Below are 26,380 nucleotides of genomic sequence, written 5' to 3'. Positions count from 1 at the left end.
CGCGCTTTGATACGTTCGCGTATAAAAGTGCCACAGCTGAGCATTCATTGTCTCACCGTACGCTCGTAGCCTCGGACGCATGGCACGTACGACAGAGACCGCCGCCCGGCGGTGGGTGGCCGAGCACGCCCGCGCGCTGACGACCACCGACCCGGCGGACGCGCTCACCGACCTCCACCCGCTTCGCGAGCTGCTGGCCGATGCGGAGATCGTCGGGATAGGCGAGCAGACCCGCGCGGCGCACGAGGTGATGACGCAGGCGCACCGGGTGCTGCGGCTGCTGGTCGAGGACCTGGGGTTCCGCGTCCTCGCGATCCAGGACGACGAGGTGGCGGTCGAGCGGGTGAACGCCTATGTCCTCGGCGGTGACGAAGACGTCCGTACGGCGATGTCCGAGCTGTGGGCCCCGTGGCGGACCGCGGAGCTGCGCGCCGTCGTCGAGTGGGCGCGGGCGTTCAACCGGCGGCATCGGTCCGACCCGCTGCGGATCGTGGGGCTGGACGCTCCGTCCGCCCGGCCCGCGGACTACCAGGCCGTGATCGAGCATGTGGCCCGCGTACGTCCCGGGCTGGTCCCCGAGCTGCGCCGCCACTACGACACGATCGTCACCGCACACGAGGTGCCCGAGCACGTGCAGCACGCGCGGGGCGTCCATCCTGGACGTCCCTTCGTCGAGCACGCGCGCGACGCCCTCGACCTGGTGGCCGCGCTGCCCGACCCAGGCGTGGCGCTGGAGAAGGCGAAGCTGATCGTGGACGCGCACGCCGGCAGCTTCGCCGGCGGCGGCTTCGACTACGCCGAGACGAGGCGCCGCTCGGTCGCCGTGCTGACCTCGCTGCTGCGCGACGACGGCGTGAAGATCGCCTACTGGGAGGGCATGTCGTTCACCGCGAACGCGCCCCGCGTCATCCCCGCCGCCCTGCTCGGCCCGTTCCAGAGCGTCGGCAACGAGCTGCGCGAACGGCTGGGCGAGCGCTATGTCTCCTTGCTGATCGCGTTCGCGCGCGGCGATGTGAGCGGCCTGCATCCGGGCCAGGTCGTTCCCGATCCGATGCCCGGGTCGGCCGACGCCGTGCTCGCCGCGGGGCCTGATCGCTATCTGCTCGACCTGCGTTCGCCTCGGCCCGAGCCGGTGGACGACTGGCTGGGCGGGCCGCACAAGCTCCGCATCATCAGCGGGATCTACAAGGCGGAAGCCGATCCCGAGCACTACCTGACGGCCGGGCGGCTCGACGAATGGTTCGACGCCGTGCTGCAGGTAGGCACCGTCACCCCGACCACCCTCTTGTGAGGAGAGAACGATATGCGTACGACCGTGGCCGTCATCGGCGGCGGATACGGCGGCATCACCGTCGCCAAGGAGCTCGACGGCGTCACCGACGTGGTGCTCGTCGAGCCTCGGGACACCTTCGTCCACAACGTCGCCGCGCTGCGCGGCCTCACCGATCCGGGCTGGACGGACCGGATGTTCCTCCCCTACGACCGGCTGCTCGAGCGCGGCACGATCATCAGGGACCGGGCCGTGCGGGTGGACGAGACGTCCGTCTGGCTGCGATCGGGCGAGCGGATCGAGGCCGGCTACATCGTGCTGGCGACGGGCTCGTCCTACCCGTTCCCCGCCAAGGTGGACGTCGAGGACAGCGCCGCCGCCAAGGAGAGGTACCACGCGACCCGCGAGGCGCTCGCGAGGGCCGGCCGCGTCCTGCTGCTGGGCGCCGGTCCTGTCGGGCTCGAACTGGCCGGGGAGATCCTGGCGGCCTGGCCCGACAAGTCGATCACCCTCCTCGACCCGGGGTCCGAGATCGTCTCCGGCGGGTATTCCGCCGAGTTCAGGGCGGAGCTGCGCCGCCAGCTCGACGCGCTGGGCATCCGGGTCGTCCTCGGGGCGCGCCTGCGCGAGCAGCCCCCGTCGGAAGCCGGTGAGTACGCGACGTTCACCGCCACCCTCGACTCCGGCGAACGGCTCACCGCCGACATCTGGTTCCGCTGCTTCGGCGGCGTCCCCGACACCGGCTACCTGGCCGGGAGCCTGGTTTCCGCGCGGCGGCCGGACGGGCGGCTCGCGGTCACCGACGAGCTGCGGCTGCCCGGCCAGTCGCGGGTGTTCGCGCTCGGCGACGTCACCGCGATCCCCGAGGCCAAGCAGGCGAGCGCGGCGACCCGGCACGCGTCGGTGATCGCGGCCAACATCCGCGCGCTGCTCCAGGGTGATGACGAGCTGACCGCCTACCGGCCCGGACTGCCGGGGATCGTGCTCCCGCTCGGCCCGGACGGCGGCGCGACGTACGCACCCGACTGGGAGGACTACGTGGACGCCGCCACGCAGGAGCACATCAGGCAGCATGCGAAGGAGCGCGGTGACGGGCTGCTGGAGCTGGGCATCCTCGACGCGGAGCTCACGTCCCAGCTCAAGGGGCGGCACCTGAACGTCGAGGAGTACGCGCAACTCCTCAACGCCGACCCGGCGGGAGCCTGAGAACAGGCCCTTGCGCGGCGAGCCCCCGAGTTCGGCCAGGATTTCGGCGGTGTCGTCGGGGTGGGACGTGGTGAGGTGCCGGCAGGCGTGTTTGGTCCTCCACGCGCCGGCGCGCAGCTCGTCCACCGTGCCAGCCCGATTCACGAACCGGGTGGCGAGGCTGGGCGCTCGGCGCCCTCGTCGGCATGCTCACCACGCCGCCCCGCCTGCGGTCGCCGGAGATCCGACTCATGGGCGGTTCCCGCGCGGCCGAGCCGCGGTGCGCGTCCGACGTCAGCGCTCGTGTGCGGCGGCGGGCTCGGACGGTGCGGGGAGGAAGCGCCCGTAGGCGCCGTGGTGGTACAGCAAGGGGTCGTCGGTGCGGCCGAGCGCCTCTGCGTGGACGACCAGGCCGAGGATGAGGTGGTGGTCGCCGGCCTTGAGGATGCTGTGGGGGCGGCATGCGAGAAAGGCGGCGATGCCGTCCAGCACGGGGAGGCCGTACGGGCCGGGGCGCCATCGCGTGGGCGGCGCGAAGCGATCGGCCCGCCGACCGGCGAATCTCGCCGCCGTCTCCGGCTGGCCGCCGCTCAGGATGTTCACGGCGAACAGGCCGGCCGAGCGCAGCTTGGGCAGGGTCTCGGAGCGTTCGTCCACCCAGCAGGAGACGAGCGGCGGACGCAGGCTGGCCGAGGTGAACGAGGTGACCGTGAGCCCGGCGGGGCCGCCCCCGTCCGCGACGGTGATCACCACGACGCCCGCGGCATGCCGGGCCAGCACTCCGCGGAACCGCTCCGGGGAGACGCCGGCGGAGCCGCCCGCGGGAGGGCTTGGGGCGGTCGTCGTGGACGGCGAGCCCGTCATGAAGCGGGCGCCGAGCCGGCCGGGGTGACCGCGACGAACACCTGCCCGTCCTCGACCTTCACCGGGTACGTGGTGACCGGCAGCGTGTTCGGGGCCACCGGTTTGCCGGTGCGGACGTCGAAGCACGAGCCGTGCAGCCAGCATTCCAGGGTGCCGCCGTCGAGCTCGCCCTCGCTCAGGGTGGCGCCCGCGTGCGGACAGACGTCGTGCAGGGCGAAGACCTCGTCGCCTTGGCGCGCCAGGGCGATCGGGGTTCCCGACGCCTCGACGCCGAGCAGGCCGCCGTCGGGAATGTCGGACAGGTGACAGATGAGTTGATAGGTCATGGCGAACACGGCTCCTTGGTGCGGACTGGCGTGCAGGTCACTGAGGCAGGTTGTCGTGGCGGAAGCCGGGCCGCAGGGAGGGCAGCAGGGCCGCGAACGTCCGGACCAGCTCCTGCCGGGTGCCGGCCGGCGTGATCTCTCGGTCCACGGACATGCGTTCCAGGGCCCGCTCGCCGCCCACTCCGGCGGCACGGTAGCGGTCGATCAGCTGCGGCCGGGCCGCCGGGTCGGCGGCCAGCTCGCGGTGGAACACCACCTCAACGGCCGACTCCTCGCCCATGACGGCGATTTCGGCGCCGGGCCAGGCGAGCACCGCGTCGGCCCCGAGGTTGCGGGAGTTCATCACGATGTACGCCCCGCCATAGGCCTTTCTGAGAATCACGGTGACCCGCGGGACCGTGGCCTCGGAGAAGGCGAACAGCAGCTTCGCCCCGCGCCGGATGACGCCTTCGGCCTCCTGGCGGCGTCCGGGCAGGAAGCCCGGTGTGTCGACGAGGACGAGCAGCGGAACGCCGAAGGCATCGCACATGCGTACGAACCGGGCACCCTTCTCGGCCGCGCGAGCGTCGATGACGCCGGCCAGCCGCAGGGGCTGGTTGGCGACGACCCCGACCGGGTGGCCGGCCAGCCGCGCGAAGCCGGTCACGATGTTCGGAGCGTAGCGTGGCTGAAGCTCCAGGAAGTCAGCGCCGTCGGCCAGCCCGCGAATGACGCCGCGCACGTCGTACACCTTGCGGGCTTCGCGTGGCACGTCCGGCATGACGCCGGGAGGTTCGGGTGCGGCCGGCGGCGGCGGCTCCCAGCACGAGCCGGGCAGGAACGACAGCACCCTCCTGGCCTTGGCCATGGCGTCCGCCGCATCGTCGGCGACGAGGTGAACGACACCCGATCGGGTGACGTGCACCTGAGAGCCGCCGAGTTCCGCTGGAGTGACCTGCTCTTTGGTGACGGCGTGCACGACGCGCGGGCCGGTGAGGAACATGGAGGAGCCGTCCCTGGTCATGATCACGACATCGGTGAGCGCGGGCGAGTAGACGGCGCCCCCGGCGCATGAGCCGAGCACCACGCTGATCTGCGGAACCCGGCCCGACAGCGCGGCGTTGAGCCGGAAGACCGCGGCGTAGGCGTCGAGCGCGCCCACGCCCTCCTGGATGCGGGCGCCGCCGGAGCTGATGGCGCCGACCACCGGCATGCGGCCGCGCAGCGCGTGTTCGAGGGCTCTGGCCATCTTCTGGCCGTGGACCTCGCCGAGGGTGCCGCCGAGCTGGCGCGGGTTCTGCGCGTACGCGGCGACCGGCCGCCCGTCCAGCCGCCCGAGACCGGCCACGATGCCGTCGCCGGCGGGGCGCCGGCGGGCCATGCCGAGTGCCGACTCCCGGTGCCGGCCGTGGGCGCCGAACTCGACGAACGACCCGGGGTCGAGCAGGCCGTCCAGCCAGGCGCGGGCCGGGTCGGACGTTCCGTTGCCCGCGTGCGCCGAGCCGGCGATGGCGAGGTCTGCGAGCCCGCTCATGTCCCGCCCTCGCTGCTCATGGAACGGGCCGCTGTCACCCCGCGGTTTTGGGCGGCGCCTCCGTCCAGCGCCTGAAGGCGGCCGCTGCCGGGAGGGCAGGGCTCGCGGTCGCCGGGAGCGTCGTCGAGGACCGTGCTCAGCCACGAGCGGAGCCGCGCCTCCCACTCGGGGAGGCGGTTGAAGCACATGTGATCGCCGTTCTTCAGGAAACAGACCGTGAGCCGCTCCCCCAGAGCCTCGCGGAGCCGGCTCGCGTGCGCCCAGGGCACGGTGCGGTCGGCATCGCCGTGGATCTGCAGCACCGGGCAGGTGACGGCGGGCAGCATGTCGTCCACGTGGAACGCGGCGAGCGCCGCCACGGCTCGGCGGCCGGACAGGCCGAGGTTGTACTCCATGGTCTGCGGGATGGGCGGAGGCGCTACGCGGTGCACCTCGAGCAGGTCCAGAGGGGCGGAGATGACCGCGCAGGCCGCGAGGCGCCGGTCGGCGGCCGCGGCGCGGAGCGCGAAGTAGCCTCCCGCGCTGCCGCCGACCACGGCGATCCGGTCCGCGTCCAGTTCTGGCAGCCGGGTGAGCGTGTCCAGCACGGCGGCGATCACCACCTCGGCGTCGGCCCGCCACGGCACGTCGTGGAAGCGGCGCAGCTCGCCCTGACCGGGCAGGTCGAGGGCGGCGGAGGCCCAGCCGCGGGCCGTGTACGCCTCGCTGATGCGGTGGAACTCCTCTTTCACTCCGTCCACTCCGCCGAGGGTGAGCACGCAGGGAGCGGGCCGCCGGCCGGCGGGGACGCGGAGGGTGACGGGGACGGCGACGCCGTCCACCGGGATCTCCAGCCGCCGGACGGGCGGGTTCAGCAGGTCGCCGCTTGCCGTCGCCGCCGCCACCAGCCGCCGCCACAGGCGGGCGCGTTCGGCCGGCCGGAACTCCATGTACTCGGCGGCGCGGTAGCAGGCGACCGCCCGCTGGAGGCACTCGGCCGCGGTGACGTGATCGCCGTCCGAGGCGAGCGTGCGGCCGGTCCGCTCGTGCCGCTCGGCGAGCCCCTCCCAGACGGAGCACCACGCGCCGGGTGAGCGGATGGCGCGCAGCGCGTCCAGCGCCTCTCCCGGATCGACGCCCATGAAGACCAGACGGGGCAGGAGCGGCTCGCCGCGGCGCAGGCCGAGCAGGGGAAGCGCGCCGCGGACCCGCATGGCGGCGCGGAACGGCAGCGGTGGTCGTCGGGCCCCCATCTCAGGCCGTCTCCTCCCCGGTGAGCTGAGGGATGACCTTGTCCGCGAACAGCCGCATCGACCGTGTCACGGCCTCCATCGGCTGGCCGAAGTCGAACGTGGCGGCGACCGTGGTGACGTGCAGGTTGTCGATGAGGTCCGCCAGCTTGACGACGCAGTCGTCGGGGGCGCCCACGACGATCGTGCCCTTGCCGGCCGCGTCCTCCGGGGTGAAACCGCCCCAGCGCATGCCGAGGGCCGGGTAGTGGGTGAAGTCGCGGGGCACGCCGTCGCGCTTGAACGCGGCGATGGTGGACGCACCGGCCGCGCGCGTCTCGGCGACGTAGCGCATCACGTGCGGAGCGGCTGTGTCGAAGGCGGCCTCGAAGGTGTCGTCGACGTGGACGTGCACGTTCATCAGCACCTTGCCGGCCGCGGGGTCGAGGCCGGCTCGTTCCCTGGCGGCGAAGTACAGGCCGACCTTCTCCGACAGCGAGGCCAGGTCAGGTGAGAGCAGCGGCGCGATCATCAGGTGATGCCCCTTCTCCCCCGCCCAGGTGAACGTCTCCGGGGTCGTGGCCGCCGCCACCCACACCGGCGGGTGCGGGCGTTGCAGGCATCGGGGCTCCACCCGTAGCTCGGGGAAGCGGAAGAAACGGCCTTCGTGGGCGAAGCTCTCCCCTCGCAGGGCCTGGAGGAGGATCTCGCTGTTCTCCGCGAAGCGGGCCCGGCTCTCCTCCATGGGGATGCCGAAGCCGTCGTACTCGCACTTGAGGAACGCTCTGCCGATGCCCAGGTCGAGCCGCCCGCCGCTCACCTGATCGAGGGTGGCGACCCGCTCGGCGACCGACAGCGGGTGGTGGTAGGGGATCTGCACGACGCCGAGGCCGAGCCGGATGCGCCGGGTCTTGGCCGCGAGTGCGGCCAGCAGCACGTCGGGGGCCGACAGGATCCCGCCGTGCGGCTGGAAGTGATGCTCGGCCAGCCAGACGCTGTCGAAGCCGAGGTCTTCGGCCAGGACGGCGAGCGTCTGGATGCGGGAGAGCATGCGGTCGGGCGGCCCGTCGGATTCGGGGTCGAAGGTGGGCAGGTTGAAGCTGCCGAAGGTGAGCGGCATTCGAATCACTCCCGCAGTTCGGCCAGGATTCTGGCGGTTTCGTCGGGGTGGGATGTCGTAAGGTGCCGGCAGGCGTGTTCGATCGTCCACGCGCCGGCCGATGTGGTGTCCGTCCAGCCGGAGGGCCTGGCCGGCACCGGCCCGGGATGCTTCTCGCTGATGTCGCCGATCGCGCCGGCGGCCGGCCTGCCCGCGTTGGGATGCATGCGAACCTCACGCTCGCCACCCGGCTCCCGCATCACCGCGAGCGCCTCCAGCGGCTCGTCCTCCGTGCCGGTCATCGCGCCGCCTCCTTCCCCGCCCAGGTTTCGGGGAGGAACGCGACCAGTACCGCGGTGGCGGCCAGCACCGCAGCGAGGATCCAGTAGCGCGCGCCCAGCCCGGCCCGCTCGGCGAGCAGGCCGCCGACCACCGGGCCGAGGATCGGGCCGATGCCCTGGACAAGGCGGTTGGCGCCCAGCGCCGCACCGATGCGGCGCGGGTCGGCCTTGAGCACGTCGTCGGTGACCATGGTCGTCGACAGCGAGATGACGGGCCCTTCGGCGAGACCGACGATGGCGTAGACCAAGGCCACGCTCCACACGGTGACTCCGGCGATCGGCAGGCCGGCCAGGGCCGCCGCGACGAGCAGCAGGGCGATCAGCAGCGGCAGCCGCCTGCCCACCTTGTCGGAGATGGCCCCGGCCAGCACGGTGCCCGCGGAGGCCACCAGCTCGTACGGGATGAACACGAGCGCGATCACGAACGGTGACGCGGCGAGCCCGGTCAGGCTGAACGGGACGAGGAAGGTGGCCGCGACGCCGACGGCGAACGACAGGCCGGCCACGATGCCCGACAGCAGCACCACGCGCCGCCGGTACCAGGCGAAGGTCTGGGCGACCGCGGTGCGCAGCGGTGCCACGTGCCGCTCCTGGGCCGTCTCGGGCAGTGCGAACCAGGTGAGCGCGCACGCCGCCAGCAGGAGCGCGGCGTCTGCGGCCAGCACGGCCTGCCAGGTCGCCGCGGTCAGCGCGAGGCCGCCCGCGACGTAGCCGAGCACGGAGCCGGTCCCGATGGCGCCGGCCAGGATGCCGATGGCCTTGCCCCGTTCATGCGGACCGTAGGTGTCGGCGGGGACGGTGAAGGCCGGCGAGGTGAACAGGCCGCGGCCGATGCCGAAGAGCACCCAGCCGGTCAGGAACGGCCAGGCGGCCGCCCACAGCGCGGACACCAGCACGCCGAGGGCGCTGACCGCGAGGCCGCCGACGATGACGGGCTTGCGCCCGTAGCGGTCGGCGGCGACGCCGGCCGGGACGTTGAGCACGGTCATGAGCAGCGACGACACCATCAGCACCAGGCCGAGCGCGTCCGGCCCGACCCCGAGCGAGCCGGAGATCGACGGCAGCGCGGGAAAGACCGACATCATGGCGGCCCACTGCACCAGGACGGCGCCGGACAAGACGGCCAGCCCCCGGCCGCGTTCGGTGGTCAGCAGGCCGCTCAGCCTGAGGTCGGTGGCGGGTGCGGGGCCGGGTCGTGGTTCGGATCGTGTCATCGGATCGTTTCCTTGGGGTATGGGCGACAAGGTTCAGGACGCGCAGCCGCATCCGGAGCCGCAGCCGCCGGAGCCGCCGAGCTGAACACCCAGGAATTCTGCGATGGCCGCCGCCACGGGGACGGGCTTTTCCATGAACATGAAGTGACCGGTGCCGGGCACCACGTGCAGGCGGGCGCCGGGGATGGTCTCGGCCAGGTAGCGTGCGCTCTCCACGGGGGTGCTGCGGTCCAGTTCGCCGGCCACGACGAGGGTCGGCGCGGCGATGTCGCGTACGCGCTCGCGCAGGTCGGGATGGGTGAGCCGGATGAGGTTGCGGTGCACGGACCAGGGCACCCAGGACCAGCTCGCGATGACCCGATTGGCCACCTCGGGGTAGCCGTCGAGGAAGAAGAAGGGGGCGGCGCGTTTGTTGGACTCCTCGATGACCTGGCGGTAGGTCTCCTCGGTCACCTCCGGACGCTTCCACTTCATCTCGTAGTGCGCGGCCGAGCCCATGAGGACGAGGCCGGCGACCCGTTCCGGGTGCTCCAGCGCCAGCATCATGGCGGTGACGGAGCCGAGGGAATGCCCGGCGAGGATGACCTGGTCCCATCCGAGGTGGTCGAGCACCTCGATCACGTCGGCGGCGCACTGGGCGGCCGACAGGGGGTGGTCCTCCTTGGACGACAGGCCGTGCCCGCGCAGGTCGAGCGCGAGGCAGCGCAGCGTCGGGTCGAGCAGCGAGATCAGCTCGGCGAAGTGGGTGTGGTTGTCGCGGTTGCCGTGCAGGAACACCACGGGCGGCGCGGCGGTCTCGGGTCCTGACATGCGGTAGAAGAGCCGGGCGCCGTCCGACAGTTCCACGGCATCGCAGGTGGTGGGCAGTTTCCAGGTGAGCGGCATCATGACCGTGCTCCTTCGCTGGCCACGGACAGGTCGAGGCTGCGCATCTCCCGGACGATCTCCTCGATCTCGGTGACGATCTCCCGGGTGGTGTTGGTGCCGGTGATCGCTCTGCGCAGCCGTCCTTGGGGGGTGACGATGACGACGTGCGGGTCGACGTTCGCCGCGAGCCCCAGCTCCTGGGCGAAAGCGCGGTCCCAGTCGATCAGTACGGGCACGGGGTGCTGCTGTTCGGCGATCCGTTCCTTGACGAAGTCGCGGGTGATGAAGTGCGGCAGCTGGTCGACGACGGCGACGAGCCGCACGTCGAGCCCCGGGAAGCGCTTGAGTATCGCCTGGATGCGCCGTACGGCCTCCTCGCTTTTGTCCTGGCCGGAGACGACGAAGACGAACGGGCTCAGCCCGCCGTTCTGCGGCAGCGCGAAGGACCGGTCGTGCAGGTCCTTCAGCAAGCGGAGCTGCTCGGTGCAGTCGCGGCCCTCCGAGCCGCCGAGCCGCGGCGAGGCGCCGTGCACGTTGAAGGTGGAGAACCCGATCGCGGAGGTCACGCGGCGGCCGACCTGGCGGGCGATCTCGATGGCGAACTCCGCGTTGTCGACGCCCACGCCCCACGGTTTGGTCCTGATGCCGGGCTGCTCGTCGAATTCGATGAGGCTGAGCCCGACGCTGATGACCACGGACAGCTTGACGTTCGTCCACAGCGGCATGAGCTGGGCCATGGCCCACTCCTGGCCGATGCCGCCGGAGGTGATGATCTGGCCGGCGACCTTGCCTTGGAACGCCTTGCCCTTGACGTCGGCGGCGACCTCGTAGTTGTAGTACTGGTACTCCAGGTCGTCCTCGTCGGCCGGCTCGCACCGGTCGAGCCACTGTTTCCAGGTGAAGGGCAGGCCGAGCGCGTAGACCGGGGAGGCGAAGATGAAGGCGTCCGCCCAGCGGACCTCCTTGTACAGGCGGGTGTAGCGGTCGTCGGGGTGCTTGAACAGGTGGCATTGGGTCCTGTTCATGCAGTCGCCGCAGCCGTCGCAGTCGACGATCGGATAGTCGACCAGGCGGACGAGCCGTGTCTGGGCGCCCAGCTCGGCGGCGCCCTTGAGGGCCTCGCGGCACAGGAACTCGCTGGCGCTCTTGGCGGTCGTCTTCGGCGAGCCGCAGATCCCGAGCACGTTCTTCGACTTCATCGCGGTTCTCCGATCAGTCGCGGATGCGCCGGGGCGCGGCCTGCCCGGCTTTCATGAGCCGTCCTCGGGCGAGCACCTCCCGAGGGATGGCCTCGATCTCGGTGTAGCGGGCGGAGAAGAACTCGCGGCAGACGTTGTTGCCCCAGAAGACGCCTTCCTCGGTCAGGCGGATCTCCTCGTCGGTGATCTCCAGCAGGCCGCGCGCGACCAGCTTGTCGATCTTCTCGCCGAACACGTCGATGGGGTCGCAGCCGAACAGGGAGCGGAACCTGGGGCGAGAGACGCTGAACAGCCGCAGGCCCTTGGCCATGGCGCCGCACATCTCCTCGTCGCGGTCGGCGCGGGAGCCGATCAGCACGGGGAGCTCGCCACGGTCGACCGCGCCCTGGTAGTCGGCCAGAGGGCCCTTGTTGACGTACATGTACCTGCCGAGATAGCCGAAGGCGGCCGCGCCGACGCCGAGCAGGTCCTGCTGCTCGGAGAAGTAGAGCACGGCATGCTTGTTGATCTTTCCGGGCAGCGCGAAGTCGTAGACGGAGTACTGCTCGTATCCGGCATCGCGCAGCATGCTCACGGCCATGCGGTACATCGCGACCTCGTGGTCGTGGTCGCCGGGCGGCTTGAGCCGCTTGGTGTCGATCTTCGAGAACAGCCGGGTGAAGGGCGGGATGATGAGGGAGAACAGCGTGACGTGCTCGTAGCGCCAGTCGATGGCCTCCTCGACGTCGGCCCGCCACTCGTCGAGGGTCTGCTCGGGCAGGTTGTAGATCAGGTCGATACCGACGTTGTCGTAGCCGGCGTCGCGGGCGACCTGGGTGGCCACACGGGAGGTGGCCGGGTCCTGCGGGATCTCCAGCATGCCGGCGTAGCGGTCGTTGTAGGTCTGGACTCCGAAGCTGATCCGGTTGCAGCCGGCCTCCCGTGCCGCGACGAGCTTCTCGCGGGTGAAGTTGGACGGGTTGCCCTCGGCGCTGATCTCCGCCTCCGGGCTGAAGCGCAGCACCGTCCTGCAGTGGGTGATCAAGTCGTGCAGCTGTTCGGCCGACAGGCAGCTCGGCGTGCCGCCGCCGATGGCCAGGGAGCCGAAGGTGAACGACCTGACCAGCGGGCTCTCCGCGTACGTGGTGATCTCCCGCTTCAGCCGGACGAGGTAGCTCTCCAGCTTCGCCTCGTCCATGAGCTGCTTGTTGAAGGGACAGAAGTTACAGATCTTGTCGCAGAACGGGATATGGATGTACATGGCCTTCTCGCCGTCGCGGGTGGACGGCGAGTTCAGGTTCATCAGCATCGGCACCTCGCTGACGTCGGGCGGGTCAGCGGGCAGCGGGTAGTGCGAGACGCAGATGCGTTCGCGCTTGTCGTACGGTTTCGTTGCGGTGCTCACGCCGGGCTCCTTCGGGTGGCGGGCTACTTGGTGGTGGCGGGGCGGGCGGAGGCCGGCGCCGCCACGTCGCGCTTCCTGGCCAGCGATTCCGCGAGCTTCTGGCCGCGGGCTCTGATCTCGTCGGAGTAGAACTCCTTGGCCACGTCGTAGCCGAACAGCGCGCCCAGCTCGGTCAGGCGGATCTCGTCGGTGTCGCAGACCAGCAGGTCACGACGGGTGAGGTCGTCGAGCAGCGGGCCGAAGACGTCTTCGGGCTCCTGGCCGTGGCGATCGCGGAAGGTCTGCCGGGCGACAGAGAGCATCCGCAGGCCCATGGCCATCGTCGCGCGCGGCCGCTCCTCGTGCGGGGTGAGCTGACCGGCGTTGACCGGTGGCACGCCCTGCGCGGTCAGCTCGGTGTAGCGCTTGAGTTCGGCCACGTTGACGTAGGTGTACTCGTTGACCGTGCCCATCGCTCCGGCCCCGAGGCCGAGCAGGTCGCCGAAGTCGGTGAAGTGGATGCGAGCGTGCCGGTAGGTGACGTCGGGCAGCGAGTAGTCGGGCACCGAGGTCTGGCGCAGGCCGCGCGCGGCCAGGTGCTCGCCGGCCCGCCGGCACAGCTCGAGCTCATGGGCGAGGTCGCCCGGGCGGCCGGCCTTGCCCTCGTTGACGTCCCTGAAGAGCTTGGTGTGCGGCATGATCGACAGCGGGAACAGCGTGATCTGCTTGACCCCGGCGTCCAGCGCGATGTCCAGGTCGGTCAGCAGCGGAGCGACGCCCTGGCCCGGCAGGTTGTAGATCAGGTCGATGCTGATGTGGTCGATGCCCGCCTCCTGCGCCTGCCGGATCACCCGCAGCGAGGTCTCGCCGTCCTGGGCGACGTCCGACGCCTGGCCGATCTCCTTATCGAAGGTCTGCACGCCGAAGCTGACCCGGTTGACGCCCGCCTTGCGGACGGCGGCGAACTTCTCCGGGCCGACGGTGATCGGGCTGCACTCCAGGGTGATCTCAGCGTCGGGCGCGAAGGTGAACTGCTCGCGGGCGAAGGAGATGATCTCGGCGAGCTGCGTGGCCGACAGGCTGCTCGCGGTCCCGCCGCCCATGTAGAGGGAGCCGAAGACGGTGCTGCGGAAGTACGGCGTCCGCGCGTACATGGCCATCTCGGACTTGAGATCGTCCAGGTACTTGCGGACCCGGCCTTCGTCCTTGAGGTACTTCACGAACGGGCAGAAGCCGCACAGGTAATCGCAGAACGGGATGTGCATGTACATGGCGGCCGGTTGAGGGGCCCGGCTCGGCCGGTCCAGCTCCATCTGCTCGGCGATCCGCTCGTACTGCGGCGGGGCCCACGGCATCGGGTAGCACATGACCGGGTAGCGGTCCCGGGCGGCGTACGGGAGAGCGGCGGTCGCGCTCATCATGCCTTCCTTCCTGCGCCAGCCTGCGCGGAGATGCGGAGCGAGCTCGTGGAGACCTCCGCCTCCAGGTTCTTGGGGTCGAAGTTCATGCGGACCATGATCTTGGGGTGGCTCTCGACGAACTCTTCGATGAGCCGGAGGATCGTGCGGCACTCGGCGGGCCCGAGCGCCTCGTCGACGTAGAAAACGGCCTGCAGCATGTCGATGTCGGGCCGGCCGCTCCTGCCGGCGATGCCACGCCACAGCGGGGTCTGGGGGTACACCCGGATGCCGAAGGCGATGGTGAGGATGTCCGGGGCGCAGCGATCCATCGTCTCCAGCGTCCGCGCCACGGTGTCGGCCGTTTCGCCCGGACCGCCCAGGAGCAGCGAGTGGATGATGCGGACACCGGCCCTTCGGGCGCACGCCGTGGCGTTCTCGATGTCGGCGACGGTGAAGTCCTTCTGGAGGCTGGTCAGCATCTCGTCGCAGCCGGCGTCCAAGCCGAAGTTGAGCGTCTCGCAGCCGGCCCTTTTGAACAGCTGGGCCAGGTGGTCGTCGTACTGCAGCGGGTTGGTGTAGGCCATCCACGTGACGCCGAGGTCGGCGGCCACCATCTCCTCGCACACGGCGATCGCATGCCGCCTGGGGAGGTTGAAGATGCTGTCGGTGATGAAGAACCGCCTGACCCCGGCCAGATCGCGGACGTGCCGCATCTCGTCCACGATGTGCGCGGGCGAGCGGAGCCGGAACCGCTTGCCCTCGATCGAGGGCACCGGGCAGTAGGAGCAGCGGAAGGCGCAGCCGCGCTTGGTCTGGATGCCGTACGTGGGCTGCGGCCCGACCACCTGGGTGCTGAAATACCGGCTGTCGGGGACGAAGTAGCGCGGCGCGACGATCGAGCCGGGGTCGCTCACCCTGGCCGGCTCCGAGACCGCCACCTGCGTCCCCTCGCGCCGCAGCAGTCCCGGCGCGTCGGTGATGGGCCGGCCTTCCGCCAGTGCGTCGGCGATGGCCACCATGGCGGGCTCGCCCTCACCGACGACGCCGAGGTCCGCGTCCAGCACGTTCATGATCTCGACCGGCATCAGCGAGAAGGCCGACCCGCCGAGCACGACCGGCGCGGAGCAGGCCGCGCGGCATGCCTCCAGCACGATCCGCACGTCGCCAAGGTTGCCGCGATACTGCAGGTAGGTCTCGTTGTCGATGTTGCGGACGGAGATGCCGATCAGGTCGGGCCCGTACTCTTCGATCGTCTCGGTGACGTGGCTTGCCAGGCGGTCGTCGGGGTCGAAGCAGAGGTCGAGGATGCGGGCCTCGTGGCCGGCGTCGATGAGAGCCGTCTGAAGGTAGGCGACTCCCGCCGGCACGGCGAAGGAGGGCCGCCGTTCCCTGTTGGTGGCGATGAGCAGGACCTTCACGTGCCCTCCTCGGGGACGATGGCGACGGGGCGGGTCCAGGCCGCGCCCGCACCCCTGACGTGGATGGGCAGGAACATGACCGTGAAGCCGGTCGGGCGCGGCAGCCGGTCGAGCCCGCCGAGCCGCTCGATCTGCAGGAATGCGCGGCGCCGGCCGAGCAGATGGCACGGCCACAGGTGGGCCGCGTCCCCCGAACGGTAGTAGCGCTCGATCATCACCGGCGCGGGCAGGTCGAAGCCCGCGGTGTCCACTCCGATGACCGTGACGCCCTGCTCGAGGAGGTACTCGGTGGCCTCGACGGTCATGCCGGGATGAGCGGTGAAGTAGCGCGGCCCCGGCCACAGGCGATCGGCCCCGGTGTGGATCAGGACGACCTCACCGGGGGAAAGCGTGTGCTCGATCCTGGCCAGTGCCTGCCGGATGTCGGCGGCGGTGATGCTCTGCGCCGGTCCGTGATCGGTCAGCTTGTGGGTCAGCCGCAGCAGCACGCCCGGGCCGACGCAGCGGTCGAGGGGGATCTCGTCCACCCGCAGCGCCGGGCGATCCCCGGTACGCGGCCCGTAGTGGAAGGGTGCGTCCACATGGGAGCCCGCGTGCACGGACAGCGTGAACACCTCGTTGCCGAGGAACAGGCCGTCGGGAAAGCAGCCGGGACCGATGCGGCGGCCGCCGGCGACGTACCGGGCGGCCCTGGCCAGCCTGAGCCGGAGGGGCAGGCGGCGGTTGAAGACGGCCTTGCGGCCGATGCGGCGTCCCCCGTGCTCGTGGCGCCACAGCCGCCTGCGCATGACGGCGGGGTCGAAGGGGCTGGGTTCGATGGGCATGCTCAGGTCGATCAGCCGGCCGGTGGCGGGCAGGGCGACGCGGCCCGTCCGGTGCGGCTCGACGGTCGTCATGACGGGCCTCCAGCCGTTTTGAGCACGGCGGCGGCGTTGAAGCCGCCCACGCCGCGGGTGAACACCAGTGCCGTGTGCAGGTTCGCGTCCCGGCGAGGGGCGCGCGCGACGTCGAGGCCGGCGATGACCGGCCGTCCATCGAGGTCTTCGCAGGCGGGCGGGACGACGTCGTGGAAGAGTGCGAGCGCGGCCCAGGCGAGGTCGAGCACGCCGCAGGCGGAGTTCAGCCGGCCGGTGAGCGTCTTGGGCACGGCCACCGGGACGTCCGCGGCCCGCCGGCCGAGTGCCGAGATCAGGGCCTCGGCCTCGAGCGCGTCCCATCGCCTGTTGCCGTCGCCGTCGGCGAGGACCAGGTCCACCTCGCCGGGCGTCACGCCGGCTCGTTCGAGCGCGAGCGCGATGGCCGCGGCCATGTGCGCGGCCGTCGGCGGCGGGTCGGCGGGGTGGTGGGCGTCGTGGGTGCTCGCCACGGCGGCCAGCTCGGCGTAGATCTGCGCGCCGCGGGCGCGCGCCGTCTCCGCGCGCTCCAGGACCAGCATGGCGCCGCCCTCGCCGGGGACCCACCCGGCCGCCTGCTCGCTGAAGGGCAGGTAGGCCCCCGCGGCGGCACCGGCGGTGCTGTGCCGGCCGAGCGATGCCTGGCAGAGGAGCGCGTACGGCGAAAGCGGCGCTTCGGCCGCGCCGAGCAGCACATGGTCGGCCTGCCCGCGCAGGAGCAGGCGGCGTGCCTGGGCCGCGGCGTGCAGGCCGCCCGCCGCGTCGGCGACGGCCACGCCGCAGCGGCCCTTCGCGCCGTGGCGGATGGAGACCTGGCCGGCGAGCGCGGCGTAGAACCACGCGATCGACTGATAGGCGCTGACCGCCCGGGGACCGTCGCGCCACAGCGCCTGGATCTCGCGCTGGCCGTATTCGTTGCCCCCTTCGGATGCGGCGGTCAGGATCGCCAGCCGGTAGGGGTCGAAGTCGCTGATCGCCGCGTCGGCGAGTGCCATCTCGGCCGCGGCCAGGCCCATCCAGCACCACCGGTCGGTCTGCACCTGCAGCCGCCGGGGCACGAAATCCGCCGGGTCGAAGTCGCTGACCACGCCGGCCACGCGGATGCCGCTGTCGCCGGCCGTGGCCGGGTCGACGGGCCGGATGCCGGCACGCCGGTCGAGGGTGTTCTTCCAGTGCGCGGCGACGCCGATACCGGTGGGTGCGACGACGCCGATGCCACTGATGACGAGCGAGGCGGGTTCCGTCACGCGATGCCTTCCTTCCGTGACTTCGCCAGGGCGGAGACGACCATGGCCGACTGGAACCCGCCGAACCCGCTGCCGACCGACAGGGCGTGGCCGATACGGTGCTCGCGCGCGGTCACCGGCACGTAGTCCAGGTCGCACTCGGGATCGGGCGTGGTCAGGTTGGCCGTGGGCGGCACGACCTGGTGCCGGATGGCCAGCGCGCACGCGGCCATCTCGATCGCTCCGATGGCGCCGAGCGAGTGACCGACCACCGATTTGATCGAGCTGATCGGCACCTGAGCGGCGGCCGGGCCGAGCGCCCGCTTGAAGGCGGCCGTCTCGTGCCGGTCGTTCTGCTTGGTGCCGGAGCCGTGTGCGCTGATGTAGCCGAGGTCGCCGGGCGCGAGCCTGGCCTGCCGCAGCACGTCGAGGATGGCCTCGCTCATCTCGATTCCGTCCGGGCGCAGGCCGGTCATGTGGTGGGCGTTGGCGCGGCCGGCGTAGCCGCTGATCTCGCAGTGGATCGGCGCGCCGCGCCGCCTGGCGTGCTCCAGTTCCTCCAGCACCAGAACGGCGCTGCCCTCTCCGAGCACGAACCCGTCGCGGGTCGCGTCGAACGGCCTGGAGGCGGTCTCCGGCGCGTCGTTCCTTGCCGTGGTGGCGCGGATGGCGTCGAAACAGGCCACGGTGATGGGCGAGATGGGCGCGTCGGAGGCGCCCGCGATCATCACGTCGGCCTCGCCGTCGGCGATCAGCTCGTACGCGGTGCCGATGGCGTCGATGCCCGACGTGCAGCCGGTCGAGACCATGAGGGCGGGGCCGTGGGCGCCGTAGCGGGCGGCCAGCTCGCTCACCGCGCTGGAGGGGACCAGTGCCTGGTAGAGGAAGGGGAGACTGTGGTCGGCGGCGACCGTCCAGTCCCGGCCGGCGTCGCTGGCGACGACGTACTCCTCCTCCAGGCGGATCGTCGCGCCGACCGCGCTGCCGAGGCAGACGCCGACCGCCGGGCCGGCGTCCGCGCCCTCGAGGTCGAGTCCGCTGCTGGTGACCGCTTCGCGGGCCGCGGCCAGGGCGAGTAACACGAACCGGTCGCAGCGCCGGATCTCGCGCGGCGTCAGGCCCCACTCCTCAGGGATGAAGTCGCACTCCGCCGCGATCTGGGAGCGGAAGGGAGCCGGGTCGAAGGTGCTGATGCGGCGGATCGCCGAGCGTCCGGACACGAGCCTCGCCCAGAACGCGTCGGCCCCCGCCCCTCCGGGCGCCTGCACCCCGATGCCGGTGACCACTACCCGCCGGCTCATGTCGCCGCCGGCGAGGGCGCGTCCTCGGTGTCGACGTGGCCCAGCTCGGGGCTGGGCGCAAGGGGGCCGAGCGCGAAGACCACCAGTGCCGGGCCGGTCCCGACGTTGGTCACCCGATGGCGGACCTCGCGGGGCACGAACACCGCGTCGCGGGGCTTGAGGGTGTGGGGCTCGCCGTCGATGTCGACGCGTACGGTGCCCTCGGCGACGAACAGGTGCTCTTCGGAGTAGGGATGGTAGTGCTCGTTGACCTTTTCGCCCGGTGCCAGTTCGACAGCGCCGGATATGCCGTGCGCGCTGCCGGTCGAGGCGGGGTTGAGCAGGGTGCGCATGTCCCCGCCCCGTTGCCGCACCGAGCGGGTGGAAGCGAAGCTCTGCGGCCGGGAGCGTGAGGCCTTGATCCGCTGGGCGATGACGCGGAGCTGTTCGGCCGAGCCGCGGTTGAGCCGGGCCTCCATCGCCGCGTCGTCCACTGGCGCGTCGGGCCGCATGGTGAAGTCCTGGACCCAGCGCAGCCGCGTGGTGTCGGGGGTGAGCGCCTCATAGGTCCAGTAGAGGTTCATGAACTGGAACGGGCCCGGCTCCACGCGCCGGGCCCGCACCGTCCAGTGCTCGCGGTCCAGCCGGCGCTCCGACACCCACGACCACACCTTGCCCTCCTCGTCGGGATGGGTGGTGAGCCTGAAGGTGATGTGGCCGGGCTCTTCGGACAGCACCTCGACCTTGGCGTACTCGGTGAACAGGTCCGTCCACGAGCGGAGGTCGTTGGTCCTGGCCCAGACGTACGCGATCGGCGCCTCGATCACGATGCTGTTGTCGGTGTGGCCCATGACGCGTCCCCTCAGCCCTTCTCGGCGGGTGCGTGCTCACCGAGCAGTGCACCGAGCTGGGCCGGCGTGGTGTCGGCGGTCAACCGGTCCTCGATGACGACCCCGTACCGCTCTTCGGCCCTTGCGGAGATCTCCGCCCTGGCCAGCGAGTCGATGTTCAGCGACTCGAACGTCCGGTCGAACTGCTCCGGTGTCACGTCCGCTCCCACTGCGGCCATCAGTTGCGTGACGATCTCGACGTTCATGGCGACCACCTGGCCTTTCCCGCCTTTACCCGCGATGGTCCTTGTGCCGGTGACGGCGTGACCATCTCCATGGCGCGGTCAGCCTAGGAAAGGACGGCACGGCCCGTCTTCAACCGAGCCGCTGAAGTGGCCCTCGCCTTTCGGACACCCCGTACTCGTCCGCCGGACGATGCCCGCTTCGCCGGCGTGTCTCTTGGCTGAGGCGTTCGTCGCCCATCGGGCAACGGGAGAGGCCGCTTTTCCACCGGTGACGTGCCGGAGCAACTATGCGAATGACGAAAAGTAACTATCGCCGTCAATCTCCAGATATACGACTGTTTGACGCTTCTGGAGCAGATGTGGTCAATTGGACGCGATGATGCGCGAACGGGTGGGCTGCTATCACAGACCCTGTATCGATCATTCACTGGGGGAGCCGAAATGATCATGATCGACCCTACAGGCGCTACTTCACCCGCGGTGTGCTGATGAGCGTCATCAGACTGGTGGTGGCCGACGACCAACCGGTGATCCACATCGGGCTGCGCACCGCCTTCTGCGAACGCACCGGCATCAAGGTGGTCGCGGAAGCCGTCGACGGCCTCGATGCGGTCCGGCTGTGCCGGCAGCTGCGGCCCGACGTGGTGCTCATGGACACGCTGATGCCCAAGATGGACGGCTTTCAGGCCACAGCCGAGATCTGCGGCCCTGGCGGCGTCCCGGGCGTCAAGGTCCTGATGTTCGGCCCGACCGACCCGGATGAGGATCTCTTCCGCGCGCTCCGCCTCGGCGCCCGCGGCTTCCTCCTCAAGGACATCGGACCTGAACAGCTCATCTCGGCGATCCACCGTGTCCGGGCCGGCGAGGCGGTGCTGACCAGTCATGGCCTGACGCGGCTGGTCGCCGAGTTCAGCCGCACCCAGGCCCGGCCTCCCCAGGCGCTGCCGGAGGTCGAGAGCCTGACACCCCGGGAGCGTGAGGTCCTCGGGCTGGTGCTCCGGGGCTTACGGAACGACGAGATCGCCCGGATGCTGCGGGTCAGCGAGAGCACGGTGAAGTCGCACGTGCGAAGCCTGTGCACCAAGCTCAACGTGCGCGACCGGGTCCAGCTGGTCATCTTCGCGCACGAGCATGGCTTACATCACCGCATGATGTGCGGCCACATGGAGTATGACCGCTCCCCCACCGCACAGCGCAAACGCCTGGTGCTCAACGGCGTCCGGCAGAGCTGACGTCCGGGGTGGTGCGATGGCCTTGTCCGTGCACAACATCGTGATCGACTGCGAGAGCCCACCGCGCCTGGCCCGCTTCTGGAGCGCGGCCATGGGCTACGGCATCACCCACGCCGACGAGCGCTCGGCCCGGCTCACGCCGGGCCCCGGCGGACAGGACCCGCACCTCATCCTCGTGAAGGTGCCCGAACGCAAGATCGCCAAGAACCGTCTCCACCTCGACCTGGCCGCTTCCGACCCCGAAGCCGAGATCCGGCGGCTGCGCGAGCTGGGAGCCACGGCAGTCGCGACGCGCCGCATGGACGAACTCACCTGGACGGTGATGCGCGACCCGGAGGGCAACGAGTTCTGCGTAGGCTGACCGTTATTACCGAAGAACCATCGAAAATCGGATGATTTTCCGGGATCTGCATGGCGGAAAGCGCTGTCTTTCTTCGCGCAATTCGACCTCAGGGGTGGATTCGCCCGGATCGCGGCTCTGAGTTGTCGAATACGCTCGGTCATAGTGCGGGGCCGTGCGTGCGCGGCAGTCGCGCGAGAAGCGCCGCGGGCCGGGCAGCGCGGGCGGGGCCGGTGTCGTGGCGCGGCGGCGGTGGGCGCCTGGCGCGAGGCCGGAGCGGCATTCGAAGGCGTTGGCCGAGGGCGACCTGCGAGGAGCAGCCGGCGCGGGTCCATCCCGGGCGTCCGTTCGCGCAGGCGAGCACGGCGGCCCGGCACGCCTCGGTGATCGCCGCCGCGCAGGAGCACATCCGGCGGCACGCGAAAAAGGTGCGGTGACGGTCGCTCGATTCGAGCGTTGACCGCGGGCCGGCCCGTGGTCCCGACTCGCGGTCATCCTCCGAGTCCGGCCAGGATCTCGGCGGTTTCGCCGGGGTGGGACTTGGTGAGGTGCCGGCAGGCGTGCTTGATCGTCCACGCGCCGGCCGAGGTGGTGTCCGTCCAGCCGGAGAGCGTGGCCAGCACCAGCTCAGGATGCTTCTTGCTGATGTCGCTGATCGCATTGGCGGCCGACTTGCGCACGTACGCGCTGTCATCGGCGCGCACCAGACCGAGCAGCCGCAACGCCTCATCGGGACGGTCCTTGAAGTGAGGGCGGGCGGTCCACACCCGAGGTCCTTCGGCCGCCGCCCTGCGCACGTTCGGATGCCCGTGCGTCAGCCACGACTCCAGCAGCGGCACGCTCTCCGCCCAGCCCCGCAGCGCGCAGTGCCAGTCGAGCCCCTTGGCCAGCGCCTCCTGCACCCGCCAGTCGGCGTCATCGGCACAGGTCGTGGTCATGACCTCCAGGGCCGCCCGTTCCGCCACCGCCACCGCGCCCAGCAGCATGGCGGCGCCCATGCGCACCTCACGTTCGCCGTCCGGCTCCCACAGCGCCACGAGCGCCTCCAGCAGCTCGCCCGGCCGGTCCTGCCACTCCCGCCAGAGCCGTTCCGTCCTGCGCCGCAACTCGGGCACCGAAGCCCCTGCCAGCGCGGCGCGCAGCTCGTCCACCGTGCCAGTCGTCACGCCGCCTACCTTACGAGCCGGGGCTGGTCGAGCGCGGCCAAAAGGCGCGGTCGGACGGCAGAGTGTCGAGAGACGATCACGGGGCGGTTCTCACCGTCCGGACGGCCGCCTTCCATCCCATCCCGGTGATCGTCACGAAGAGCGTGAGGGCGGCGCTCCGCCTGCCGTCGAAGTGGTCGCGGCCGAGACCGTCAACATGGCGTGGACGCGTCGCTGATCCGGTCGCCGCGTTTTCGCCGAGGCGCGCTCTCAAGGTCTGAGAGGTTCAGCGGGCTGCGAACGGGATCAGGTGACCGTGTCAGCCTGGGGTGGAAACGGAACGTGCGAATCGGTGGGATGATCTTGGCCATGGAGCCGCGTGGTGAGCAAGCCGCCCGGTCTCCTCGCGGACGATGATCGGAGTGAGACACGTGGTCAAGGGAACCGAGCCGGTCAGCCGGGCGGCTGCGCTGGAGGAGCGGCTGGCGGAGTGGTCGTCGCGGACCGGGGTCGCGGTGGAGGTGTGGGCCCTGCCCGGCCGGGCCCTTCCGAGCCGGGTGGACGGTCTCGTGCACGGCGTGATCGGCGATGTGTTGGACGAGGTGGAGCGGCAGGGGCGCGCCCGTGCGGTCTGCGTCGCGCTCACCGTGGGCTCCGGCGGGTTGCGGTTGACGGTGAGCGACGACGGGCAGGGAACGGCGGCCGAGACGTGCGAGGCGCGCCGGGCCGAGGCCGCGCGGCTGGGCGGCGGGCTGAGCGTGAACGCCGTACGCGGTGAGGGGACCACGGTGAGCCTCGTCCTCCCCGCCGGAGCGCTCGGATGGCCCGGCCCGCCGGCCCGGGGCGTTCAGCGCGCGGGATCGTGCTTCTCACGCCAGAGCTCGGCGCCGTCCTCGCCGTAGCCGACGATCGTGAAGCCCTCGGCGTACAGGTCGCCGGTGCGCTCCTGCGTCCCCGCGAACATCCGCAAGCCGCCGAGCTTCCACGGATCCGGTCTGGTGGCGGCGCTGACCGACGTGCCGTCCGCGAAGACCAGCGCGACGCGGGCGGTCTCCTCGCCGGTGATGCCGAACCAGCGCTTGCCGTGCTCGCGCAGCTCCGCGTTCCTGCGGTCGCCGCCCATGCCGAGCGGCGTCCGCGCGCCGTCCAGGTGGTGCAGGCCCACGGCCTGCCCGCCGAGCTTCCAGATCAGCGTCCTGCCGGGGGTCTCGTAGAGGCCGGCCTCGAGCTTGGCGGGCATCCTCACCGTGTCGCCGACCGGCTTGGCCGTCGCCTCGGGCACCGTCAGCGGCCGTGGCGCGATCCGCTTGATCGTCTTGCCGTCGCGGCCGGCGAACTCGATCGCCGTGACCGGCTCGTCCGCGGGGACGGTCACGGTCCAGACGGCCTGCGGGGCGCCCCGGGGTGTGGCGAGCGTGCCGGTGACGCGCTCTCCTTCCTTCAGTACGGCCGTGACCCGGGCGACCTCGGCTCCCGCGCTGCCGAAGTGCAGCACCTCGCCCGTGGCGGGGGGCGGGAACGTCCTGGTGTCGCCCTGCTCGGTGGCCTGCTCGCCGTCCACCGGCCGGTCGCCGCAGGATTCCACGCTCGCTCCCGTCCGCGACAGCCGCTGGTGGCACAGGACGGTGTCGCCGTTCGCCGTCCTGGCGTACCAGAACGAGATGGGGCGCCGCTCTGAGGGGTTCTCGATCGTCAGGCGCTCGCCGATGGGGGCCGGCTCGCTGGGCGGGGCCGGGGTGGACGCGACGACGGCGGCGACGTAGCCGGGATCGCCGCCGCCCGCGATCAGCATCGTGACGGGCGCGGCGATGGCGGCGACGCAGACGCCGGCCAGCACCGCGTTCTTGCGCATCCTGCGCCGCCGGGACCTGGCCACCAGCTCGGCCGAGAACCTCGGCGGGGCCTGCGGCGCGCGGGTGGCGGCGCGGCCCAGCGCGGCGCGCAGGCGGGACTCCAGGGGGTCGGTCATGCGGGGCTCCCGTTGATCTCTGAGGTGCTGGGCAGCATGGAACGGAGCTTGGCCAGGCCGAGCGAGGCGTGGCTGCGTACGGTGCCGCGCGAGATGCCGAGCACGGCGGCGATGTCGGCGTCGGACAGGTCCTCGTAGTAGCGCAGCACCAGCACGGCCCGCTGTTTGCGGGGCAGTGTGGCGAGCGCCTCCCACAGGCCCTCGTCGCTGTCGGACGGCGGTGCGTCGAAGCCCGCGACCTCGGGCAGCGCCCAGCCGGGCCGTTCGCGCCTGCGCAACCGCCACGTGCTGATGTGCAGCCGCACCATGATCATCTTGGTGTAGCTCTCCGGGGCGTGTTTGCGGCGTACGCGGGGCCACGCCTGATGCAGCCGGATGAGCGCCTCCTGCGTCAGGTCGGCCGCGTCGTGCGGGTCGCCGCTGATCAGGTAGCCGTAGCGCAGGAGCGCGTCGGCTCGTTCCGCCACGAAGTCCTCGAAGCGGGGCTCGTCGTCCAATGACTTCTGCCTTTCCTCGTACCGTCACGGGGTAGACGGCCGGGAGGTCCGAACTGTTGAAGCATGGCGTGCCCGGCGGATACTCGCGTGATGGACGATCTCACCGCACGGGCCACCGCGACGTACGACCGCATCGCCGCCGCCTACGCCTCCCGTTCCGAGCATCCGGACGCCGCGTTCCGCGCCTTCCGCGCCCGCTCCGGCGGGGGCGTGGGTCACGGCGATCCGTGATCATGCCGCCCAGTTGACGGAACCGCTAGTTTCGTCAATGCTTGTCGAAACTGACGGTTCCCGAAAGGTGGACGACATGGACCTGCATCTGCGGGGCAAGCGTGCCCTCATCACGGGTGCGTCGCGCGGCATCGGCGCGGCCATCGCCGAGGTGCTCGCCGAGGAGGGCTGCGACCTCGACCTGGCCGCCCGCAGCGGCCCCGACCTGGAGAAGCTGGCCGCCAGACTGACGGACGAGCACGGGGTGGACGCCCGCGCCCACGTCGTGGACCTGCGGCGCGGCGACGACCTCGACCGGTTCGCGACGACGGTCGAGGTGCCGGACATCCTGGTCAACAACGCCGGCGACATCCCCGGCGGCCCGCTGCACGCGGTGGACGAGCAGGCGTGGCGGCACGGCTGGGAGCTGAAGGTGTACGGCTACATCAACCTGACCCGCCACCTGTACGCGCGGATGAAGGAGCGCGGCCACGGTGTGATCATCAACAACATCGGCGCGTCCGGCGAGGGCTACGACGCCAACTACATCGCCGGCAGTACCGGCAACGCCGCGCTGATGACGTTCACGAAGGCCTTGGGCGGGCGCAGCCTCGCCGACGGGATCCGCGTCGTCGGCGTCAACCCGGGTCCGGTCGCGACCGAACGCATCCAGACCCTGATGAAGGCCCAGGCCCGCGCCCGCTTCGGCGACGAGTCGCGGCACACCGAGCTGACCGCCATGTTCCCGCTGGGCCGTGCCGCGCTCCCCCGCGAGGTCGCCGACCTGGTCGCGTTCCTCGCCTCCGACCGCTCCGCCTACACCACCGGCGCGGTCTTCACCATCGACGGCGGCGTGTCCGCGGCCGGCTTGTGAACGCCTTCCTCTGGGCGGTCCAGGGCACGCTGGCGGCGATCTTCCTGGTCTCCGCGCTCCTGAAGGTCGTCCGGGCCCCCGACGCCCTGCCCGAGGCGCTGAGCGGCTACTCGGTGCGGTCGGTCCGGCTGATCGCGCTCGCGGAGGCGGCCGGCGCGGCGGGCGTGGTGCTGCCGGCCGCCACAGGCATCGCGTCGGCGCTCACCCCGCTGGCCGCCGCCGGCCTCGCGGTGATCATGGTGCTGGCGATGCGGCTGCATCTCCGGCGGCGCGAGTACCTGTCCGTGGCGGTCAACGTGCCGCTGTTCGCGGCCGCGGCGTGCGTGGCCGTGATCGGTTTCGGCGTCTACGCCGTGCAGACGTGACGGGGAT

The 26,380-nt window shown here is 71.3% G+C and carries 28 protein-coding genes; 8 read left to right on the top strand and 20 right to left on the bottom strand.

Annotated elements, in window-relative coordinates:
* The first annotated feature begins 79 nt into the window (after nucleotides 1-79).
* Nucleotides 80-1,291, top strand: a complete 1,212-nt coding sequence (locus tag AB0K67_RS36465) for an erythromycin esterase family protein (protein WP_364069258.1) — start codon at nucleotides 80-82, stop codon at nucleotides 1,289-1,291.
* 12 nt (nucleotides 1,292-1,303) lie between these two features.
* The gene (locus AB0K67_RS36460) at nucleotides 1,304-2,476 is read left to right on the top strand and encodes an FAD-dependent oxidoreductase (protein ID WP_364069256.1); all 1,173 of its coding nucleotides are present in this window, start codon (nucleotides 1,304-1,306) and stop codon (nucleotides 2,474-2,476) included.
* Nucleotides 2,477-2,749: 273 nt separating this feature from the next.
* On the opposite strand, the gene AB0K67_RS36455 is transcribed toward AB0K67_RS36460, so the two are convergent.
* The 17 genes from AB0K67_RS36455 to AB0K67_RS36375 all read right to left on the bottom strand — a co-directional run bounded on the left by AB0K67_RS36455 (nucleotide 2,750) and on the right by AB0K67_RS36375 (nucleotide 19,762).
* Nucleotides 2,750-3,235 carry a flavin reductase family protein gene (locus AB0K67_RS36455; protein ID WP_364069254.1) on the bottom strand — a complete coding sequence of 162 codons (486 nt, stop codon included), beginning with the start codon at nucleotides 3,233-3,235 and terminating at the stop codon, nucleotides 2,750-2,752.
* An 80-nt stretch (nucleotides 3,236-3,315) separates the two neighbouring features.
* Nucleotides 3,316-3,645 carry a non-heme iron oxygenase ferredoxin subunit gene (locus tag AB0K67_RS36450; protein WP_364069252.1) on the bottom strand — a complete coding sequence of 110 codons (330 nt, stop codon included), beginning with the start codon at nucleotides 3,643-3,645 and terminating at the stop codon, nucleotides 3,316-3,318.
* Nucleotides 3,646-3,682: 37 nt separating this feature from the next.
* Nucleotides 3,683-5,158: an acyl-CoA carboxylase subunit beta gene (locus AB0K67_RS36445; protein ID WP_364069250.1), complete on the bottom strand. Its 1,476-nt coding sequence runs from the start codon at nucleotides 5,156-5,158 to the stop codon at nucleotides 3,683-3,685.
* Complete coding sequence (locus AB0K67_RS36440) at nucleotides 5,155-6,390, bottom strand: alpha/beta fold hydrolase (RefSeq protein ID WP_364069248.1); 1,236 nt, start codon at nucleotides 6,388-6,390, stop codon at nucleotides 5,155-5,157. The genes AB0K67_RS36445 and AB0K67_RS36440 overlap by 4 nt, the downstream gene beginning before the upstream one ends.
* A gap of 1 nt (nucleotide 6,391) precedes the next feature.
* A complete protein-coding gene (locus AB0K67_RS36435; RefSeq protein WP_364069246.1) occupies nucleotides 6,392-7,486 on the bottom strand; it encodes an LLM class flavin-dependent oxidoreductase in 1,095 nt (364 codons plus the stop codon).
* Between the two features lie 5 nt (nucleotides 7,487-7,491).
* A complete protein-coding gene (locus AB0K67_RS36430) occupies nucleotides 7,492-7,767 on the bottom strand; it encodes a hypothetical protein (RefSeq protein ID WP_364069244.1) in 276 nt (91 codons plus the stop codon).
* Nucleotides 7,764-9,020: an MFS transporter gene (locus tag AB0K67_RS36425; protein WP_364069242.1), complete on the bottom strand. Its 1,257-nt coding sequence runs from the start codon at nucleotides 9,018-9,020 to the stop codon at nucleotides 7,764-7,766. The genes AB0K67_RS36430 and AB0K67_RS36425 overlap by 4 nt, the downstream gene beginning before the upstream one ends.
* Nucleotides 9,021-9,053: 33 nt before the next feature.
* Nucleotides 9,054-9,908, bottom strand: coding sequence for an alpha/beta fold hydrolase (locus tag AB0K67_RS36420; RefSeq protein WP_364069240.1), 855 nt, complete (start codon nucleotides 9,906-9,908; stop codon nucleotides 9,054-9,056).
* Nucleotides 9,905-11,086, bottom strand: coding sequence for an NAD(P)H-dependent oxidoreductase (locus AB0K67_RS36415; RefSeq protein ID WP_364069238.1), 1,182 nt, complete (start codon nucleotides 11,084-11,086; stop codon nucleotides 9,905-9,907). Before AB0K67_RS36415 ends, AB0K67_RS36420 begins: the two co-directional genes overlap by 4 nt.
* 13 nt (nucleotides 11,087-11,099) lie before the next feature.
* On the bottom strand, nucleotides 11,100-12,470 hold the full coding sequence (gene hemW / locus AB0K67_RS36410; RefSeq protein ID WP_364069236.1) for a radical SAM family heme chaperone HemW: 1,371 nt from the start codon (nucleotides 12,468-12,470) through the stop codon (nucleotides 11,100-11,102).
* 23 nt (nucleotides 12,471-12,493) lie between these two features.
* The gene (locus tag AB0K67_RS36405; RefSeq protein WP_364069233.1) at nucleotides 12,494-13,870 is read right to left on the bottom strand and encodes a coproporphyrinogen-III oxidase family protein; all 1,377 of its coding nucleotides are present in this window, start codon (nucleotides 13,868-13,870) and stop codon (nucleotides 12,494-12,496) included.
* Nucleotides 13,867-15,267 (bottom strand): radical SAM protein, encoded by a 1,401-nt coding sequence (locus AB0K67_RS36400; RefSeq protein ID WP_364069231.1) that lies wholly within the window; start codon nucleotides 15,265-15,267, stop codon nucleotides 13,867-13,869. Before AB0K67_RS36400 ends, AB0K67_RS36405 begins: the two co-directional genes overlap by 4 nt.
* The gene (locus AB0K67_RS36395; RefSeq protein WP_364069229.1) at nucleotides 15,264-16,163 is read right to left on the bottom strand and encodes a cyclase family protein; all 900 of its coding nucleotides are present in this window, start codon (nucleotides 16,161-16,163) and stop codon (nucleotides 15,264-15,266) included. Before AB0K67_RS36395 ends, AB0K67_RS36400 begins: the two co-directional genes overlap by 4 nt.
* Complete coding sequence (locus tag AB0K67_RS36390; protein WP_364069227.1) at nucleotides 16,160-17,407, bottom strand: beta-ketoacyl synthase N-terminal-like domain-containing protein; 1,248 nt, start codon at nucleotides 17,405-17,407, stop codon at nucleotides 16,160-16,162. Before AB0K67_RS36390 ends, AB0K67_RS36395 begins: the two co-directional genes overlap by 4 nt.
* Nucleotides 17,404-18,687, bottom strand: coding sequence for a beta-ketoacyl-[acyl-carrier-protein] synthase family protein (locus tag AB0K67_RS36385; RefSeq protein WP_364069225.1), 1,284 nt, complete (start codon nucleotides 18,685-18,687; stop codon nucleotides 17,404-17,406). The genes AB0K67_RS36390 and AB0K67_RS36385 overlap by 4 nt, the downstream gene beginning before the upstream one ends.
* Nucleotides 18,684-19,517: a cupin domain-containing protein gene (locus tag AB0K67_RS36380; protein WP_364069223.1), complete on the bottom strand. Its 834-nt coding sequence runs from the start codon at nucleotides 19,515-19,517 to the stop codon at nucleotides 18,684-18,686. Before AB0K67_RS36380 ends, AB0K67_RS36385 begins: the two co-directional genes overlap by 4 nt.
* A gap of 11 nt (nucleotides 19,518-19,528) precedes the next feature.
* Nucleotides 19,529-19,762, bottom strand: a complete 234-nt coding sequence (locus AB0K67_RS36375; protein WP_364069221.1) for an acyl carrier protein — start codon at nucleotides 19,760-19,762, stop codon at nucleotides 19,529-19,531.
* A 467-nt stretch (nucleotides 19,763-20,229) separates the two neighbouring features.
* Here AB0K67_RS36375 and AB0K67_RS36370 point away from each other — a divergent pair, with 467 nt between their 5' ends.
* Nucleotides 20,230-20,973: a response regulator transcription factor gene (locus AB0K67_RS36370; protein ID WP_364069494.1), complete on the top strand. Its 744-nt coding sequence runs from the start codon at nucleotides 20,230-20,232 to the stop codon at nucleotides 20,971-20,973.
* A 16-nt stretch (nucleotides 20,974-20,989) separates the two neighbouring features.
* The gene (locus AB0K67_RS36365; protein ID WP_364069219.1) at nucleotides 20,990-21,334 is read left to right on the top strand and encodes a VOC family protein; all 345 of its coding nucleotides are present in this window, start codon (nucleotides 20,990-20,992) and stop codon (nucleotides 21,332-21,334) included.
* Nucleotides 21,335-21,804: 470 nt separating this feature from the next.
* Here AB0K67_RS36365 and AB0K67_RS36360 read toward each other — a convergent pair whose 3' ends face one another.
* Nucleotides 21,805-22,479, bottom strand: coding sequence for a DNA alkylation repair protein (locus AB0K67_RS36360; protein ID WP_364069217.1), 675 nt, complete (start codon nucleotides 22,477-22,479; stop codon nucleotides 21,805-21,807).
* A 392-nt stretch (nucleotides 22,480-22,871) separates the two neighbouring features.
* On the opposite strand from AB0K67_RS36360, the gene AB0K67_RS36355 reads away from it, so the two are divergent.
* Nucleotides 22,872-23,360: a hypothetical protein gene (locus AB0K67_RS36355; RefSeq protein ID WP_364069215.1), complete on the top strand. Its 489-nt coding sequence runs from the start codon at nucleotides 22,872-22,874 to the stop codon at nucleotides 23,358-23,360.
* On the opposite strand, the gene AB0K67_RS36350 is transcribed toward AB0K67_RS36355, so the two are convergent.
* Together AB0K67_RS36350 and AB0K67_RS36345 are read right to left on the bottom strand one after the other, a co-directional pair.
* Nucleotides 23,306-24,427 (bottom strand): hypothetical protein, encoded by a 1,122-nt coding sequence (locus AB0K67_RS36350; RefSeq protein WP_364069213.1) that lies wholly within the window; start codon nucleotides 24,425-24,427, stop codon nucleotides 23,306-23,308. The two genes, AB0K67_RS36355 and AB0K67_RS36350, sit on opposite strands and share 55 nt — an antisense overlap.
* Nucleotides 24,424-24,924 carry a SigE family RNA polymerase sigma factor gene (locus AB0K67_RS36345; protein ID WP_364069211.1) on the bottom strand — a complete coding sequence of 167 codons (501 nt, stop codon included), beginning with the start codon at nucleotides 24,922-24,924 and terminating at the stop codon, nucleotides 24,424-24,426. Before AB0K67_RS36345 ends, AB0K67_RS36350 begins: the two co-directional genes overlap by 4 nt.
* 90 nt (nucleotides 24,925-25,014) lie before the next feature.
* Here AB0K67_RS36345 and AB0K67_RS36340 point away from each other — a divergent pair, with 90 nt between their 5' ends.
* The 3 genes from AB0K67_RS36340 to AB0K67_RS36330 all read left to right on the top strand — a co-directional run bounded on the left by AB0K67_RS36340 (nucleotide 25,015) and on the right by AB0K67_RS36330 (nucleotide 26,373).
* A complete protein-coding gene (locus tag AB0K67_RS36340; RefSeq protein WP_364069209.1) occupies nucleotides 25,015-25,155 on the top strand; it encodes a hypothetical protein in 141 nt (46 codons plus the stop codon).
* 76 nt (nucleotides 25,156-25,231) lie between these two features.
* Nucleotides 25,232-26,008 (top strand): SDR family oxidoreductase, encoded by a 777-nt coding sequence (locus AB0K67_RS36335; RefSeq protein ID WP_364069207.1) that lies wholly within the window; start codon nucleotides 25,232-25,234, stop codon nucleotides 26,006-26,008.
* Nucleotides 26,005-26,373: a DoxX family protein gene (locus tag AB0K67_RS36330; RefSeq protein WP_364069205.1), complete on the top strand. Its 369-nt coding sequence runs from the start codon at nucleotides 26,005-26,007 to the stop codon at nucleotides 26,371-26,373. Before AB0K67_RS36335 ends, AB0K67_RS36330 begins: the two co-directional genes overlap by 4 nt.
* Nucleotides 26,374-26,380 lie beyond the last annotated feature (7 nt).

The organism is Nonomuraea sp. NPDC052634, from assembly GCF_040678535.1.
GTDB classification, from domain to species: domain Bacteria; phylum Actinomycetota; class Actinomycetes; order Streptosporangiales; family Streptosporangiaceae; genus Nonomuraea; species Nonomuraea fastidiosa.
The sequence above is the reverse complement of the archived record's forward strand: the minus strand, read 5'-3'. Positions and strand labels throughout refer to the sequence as shown.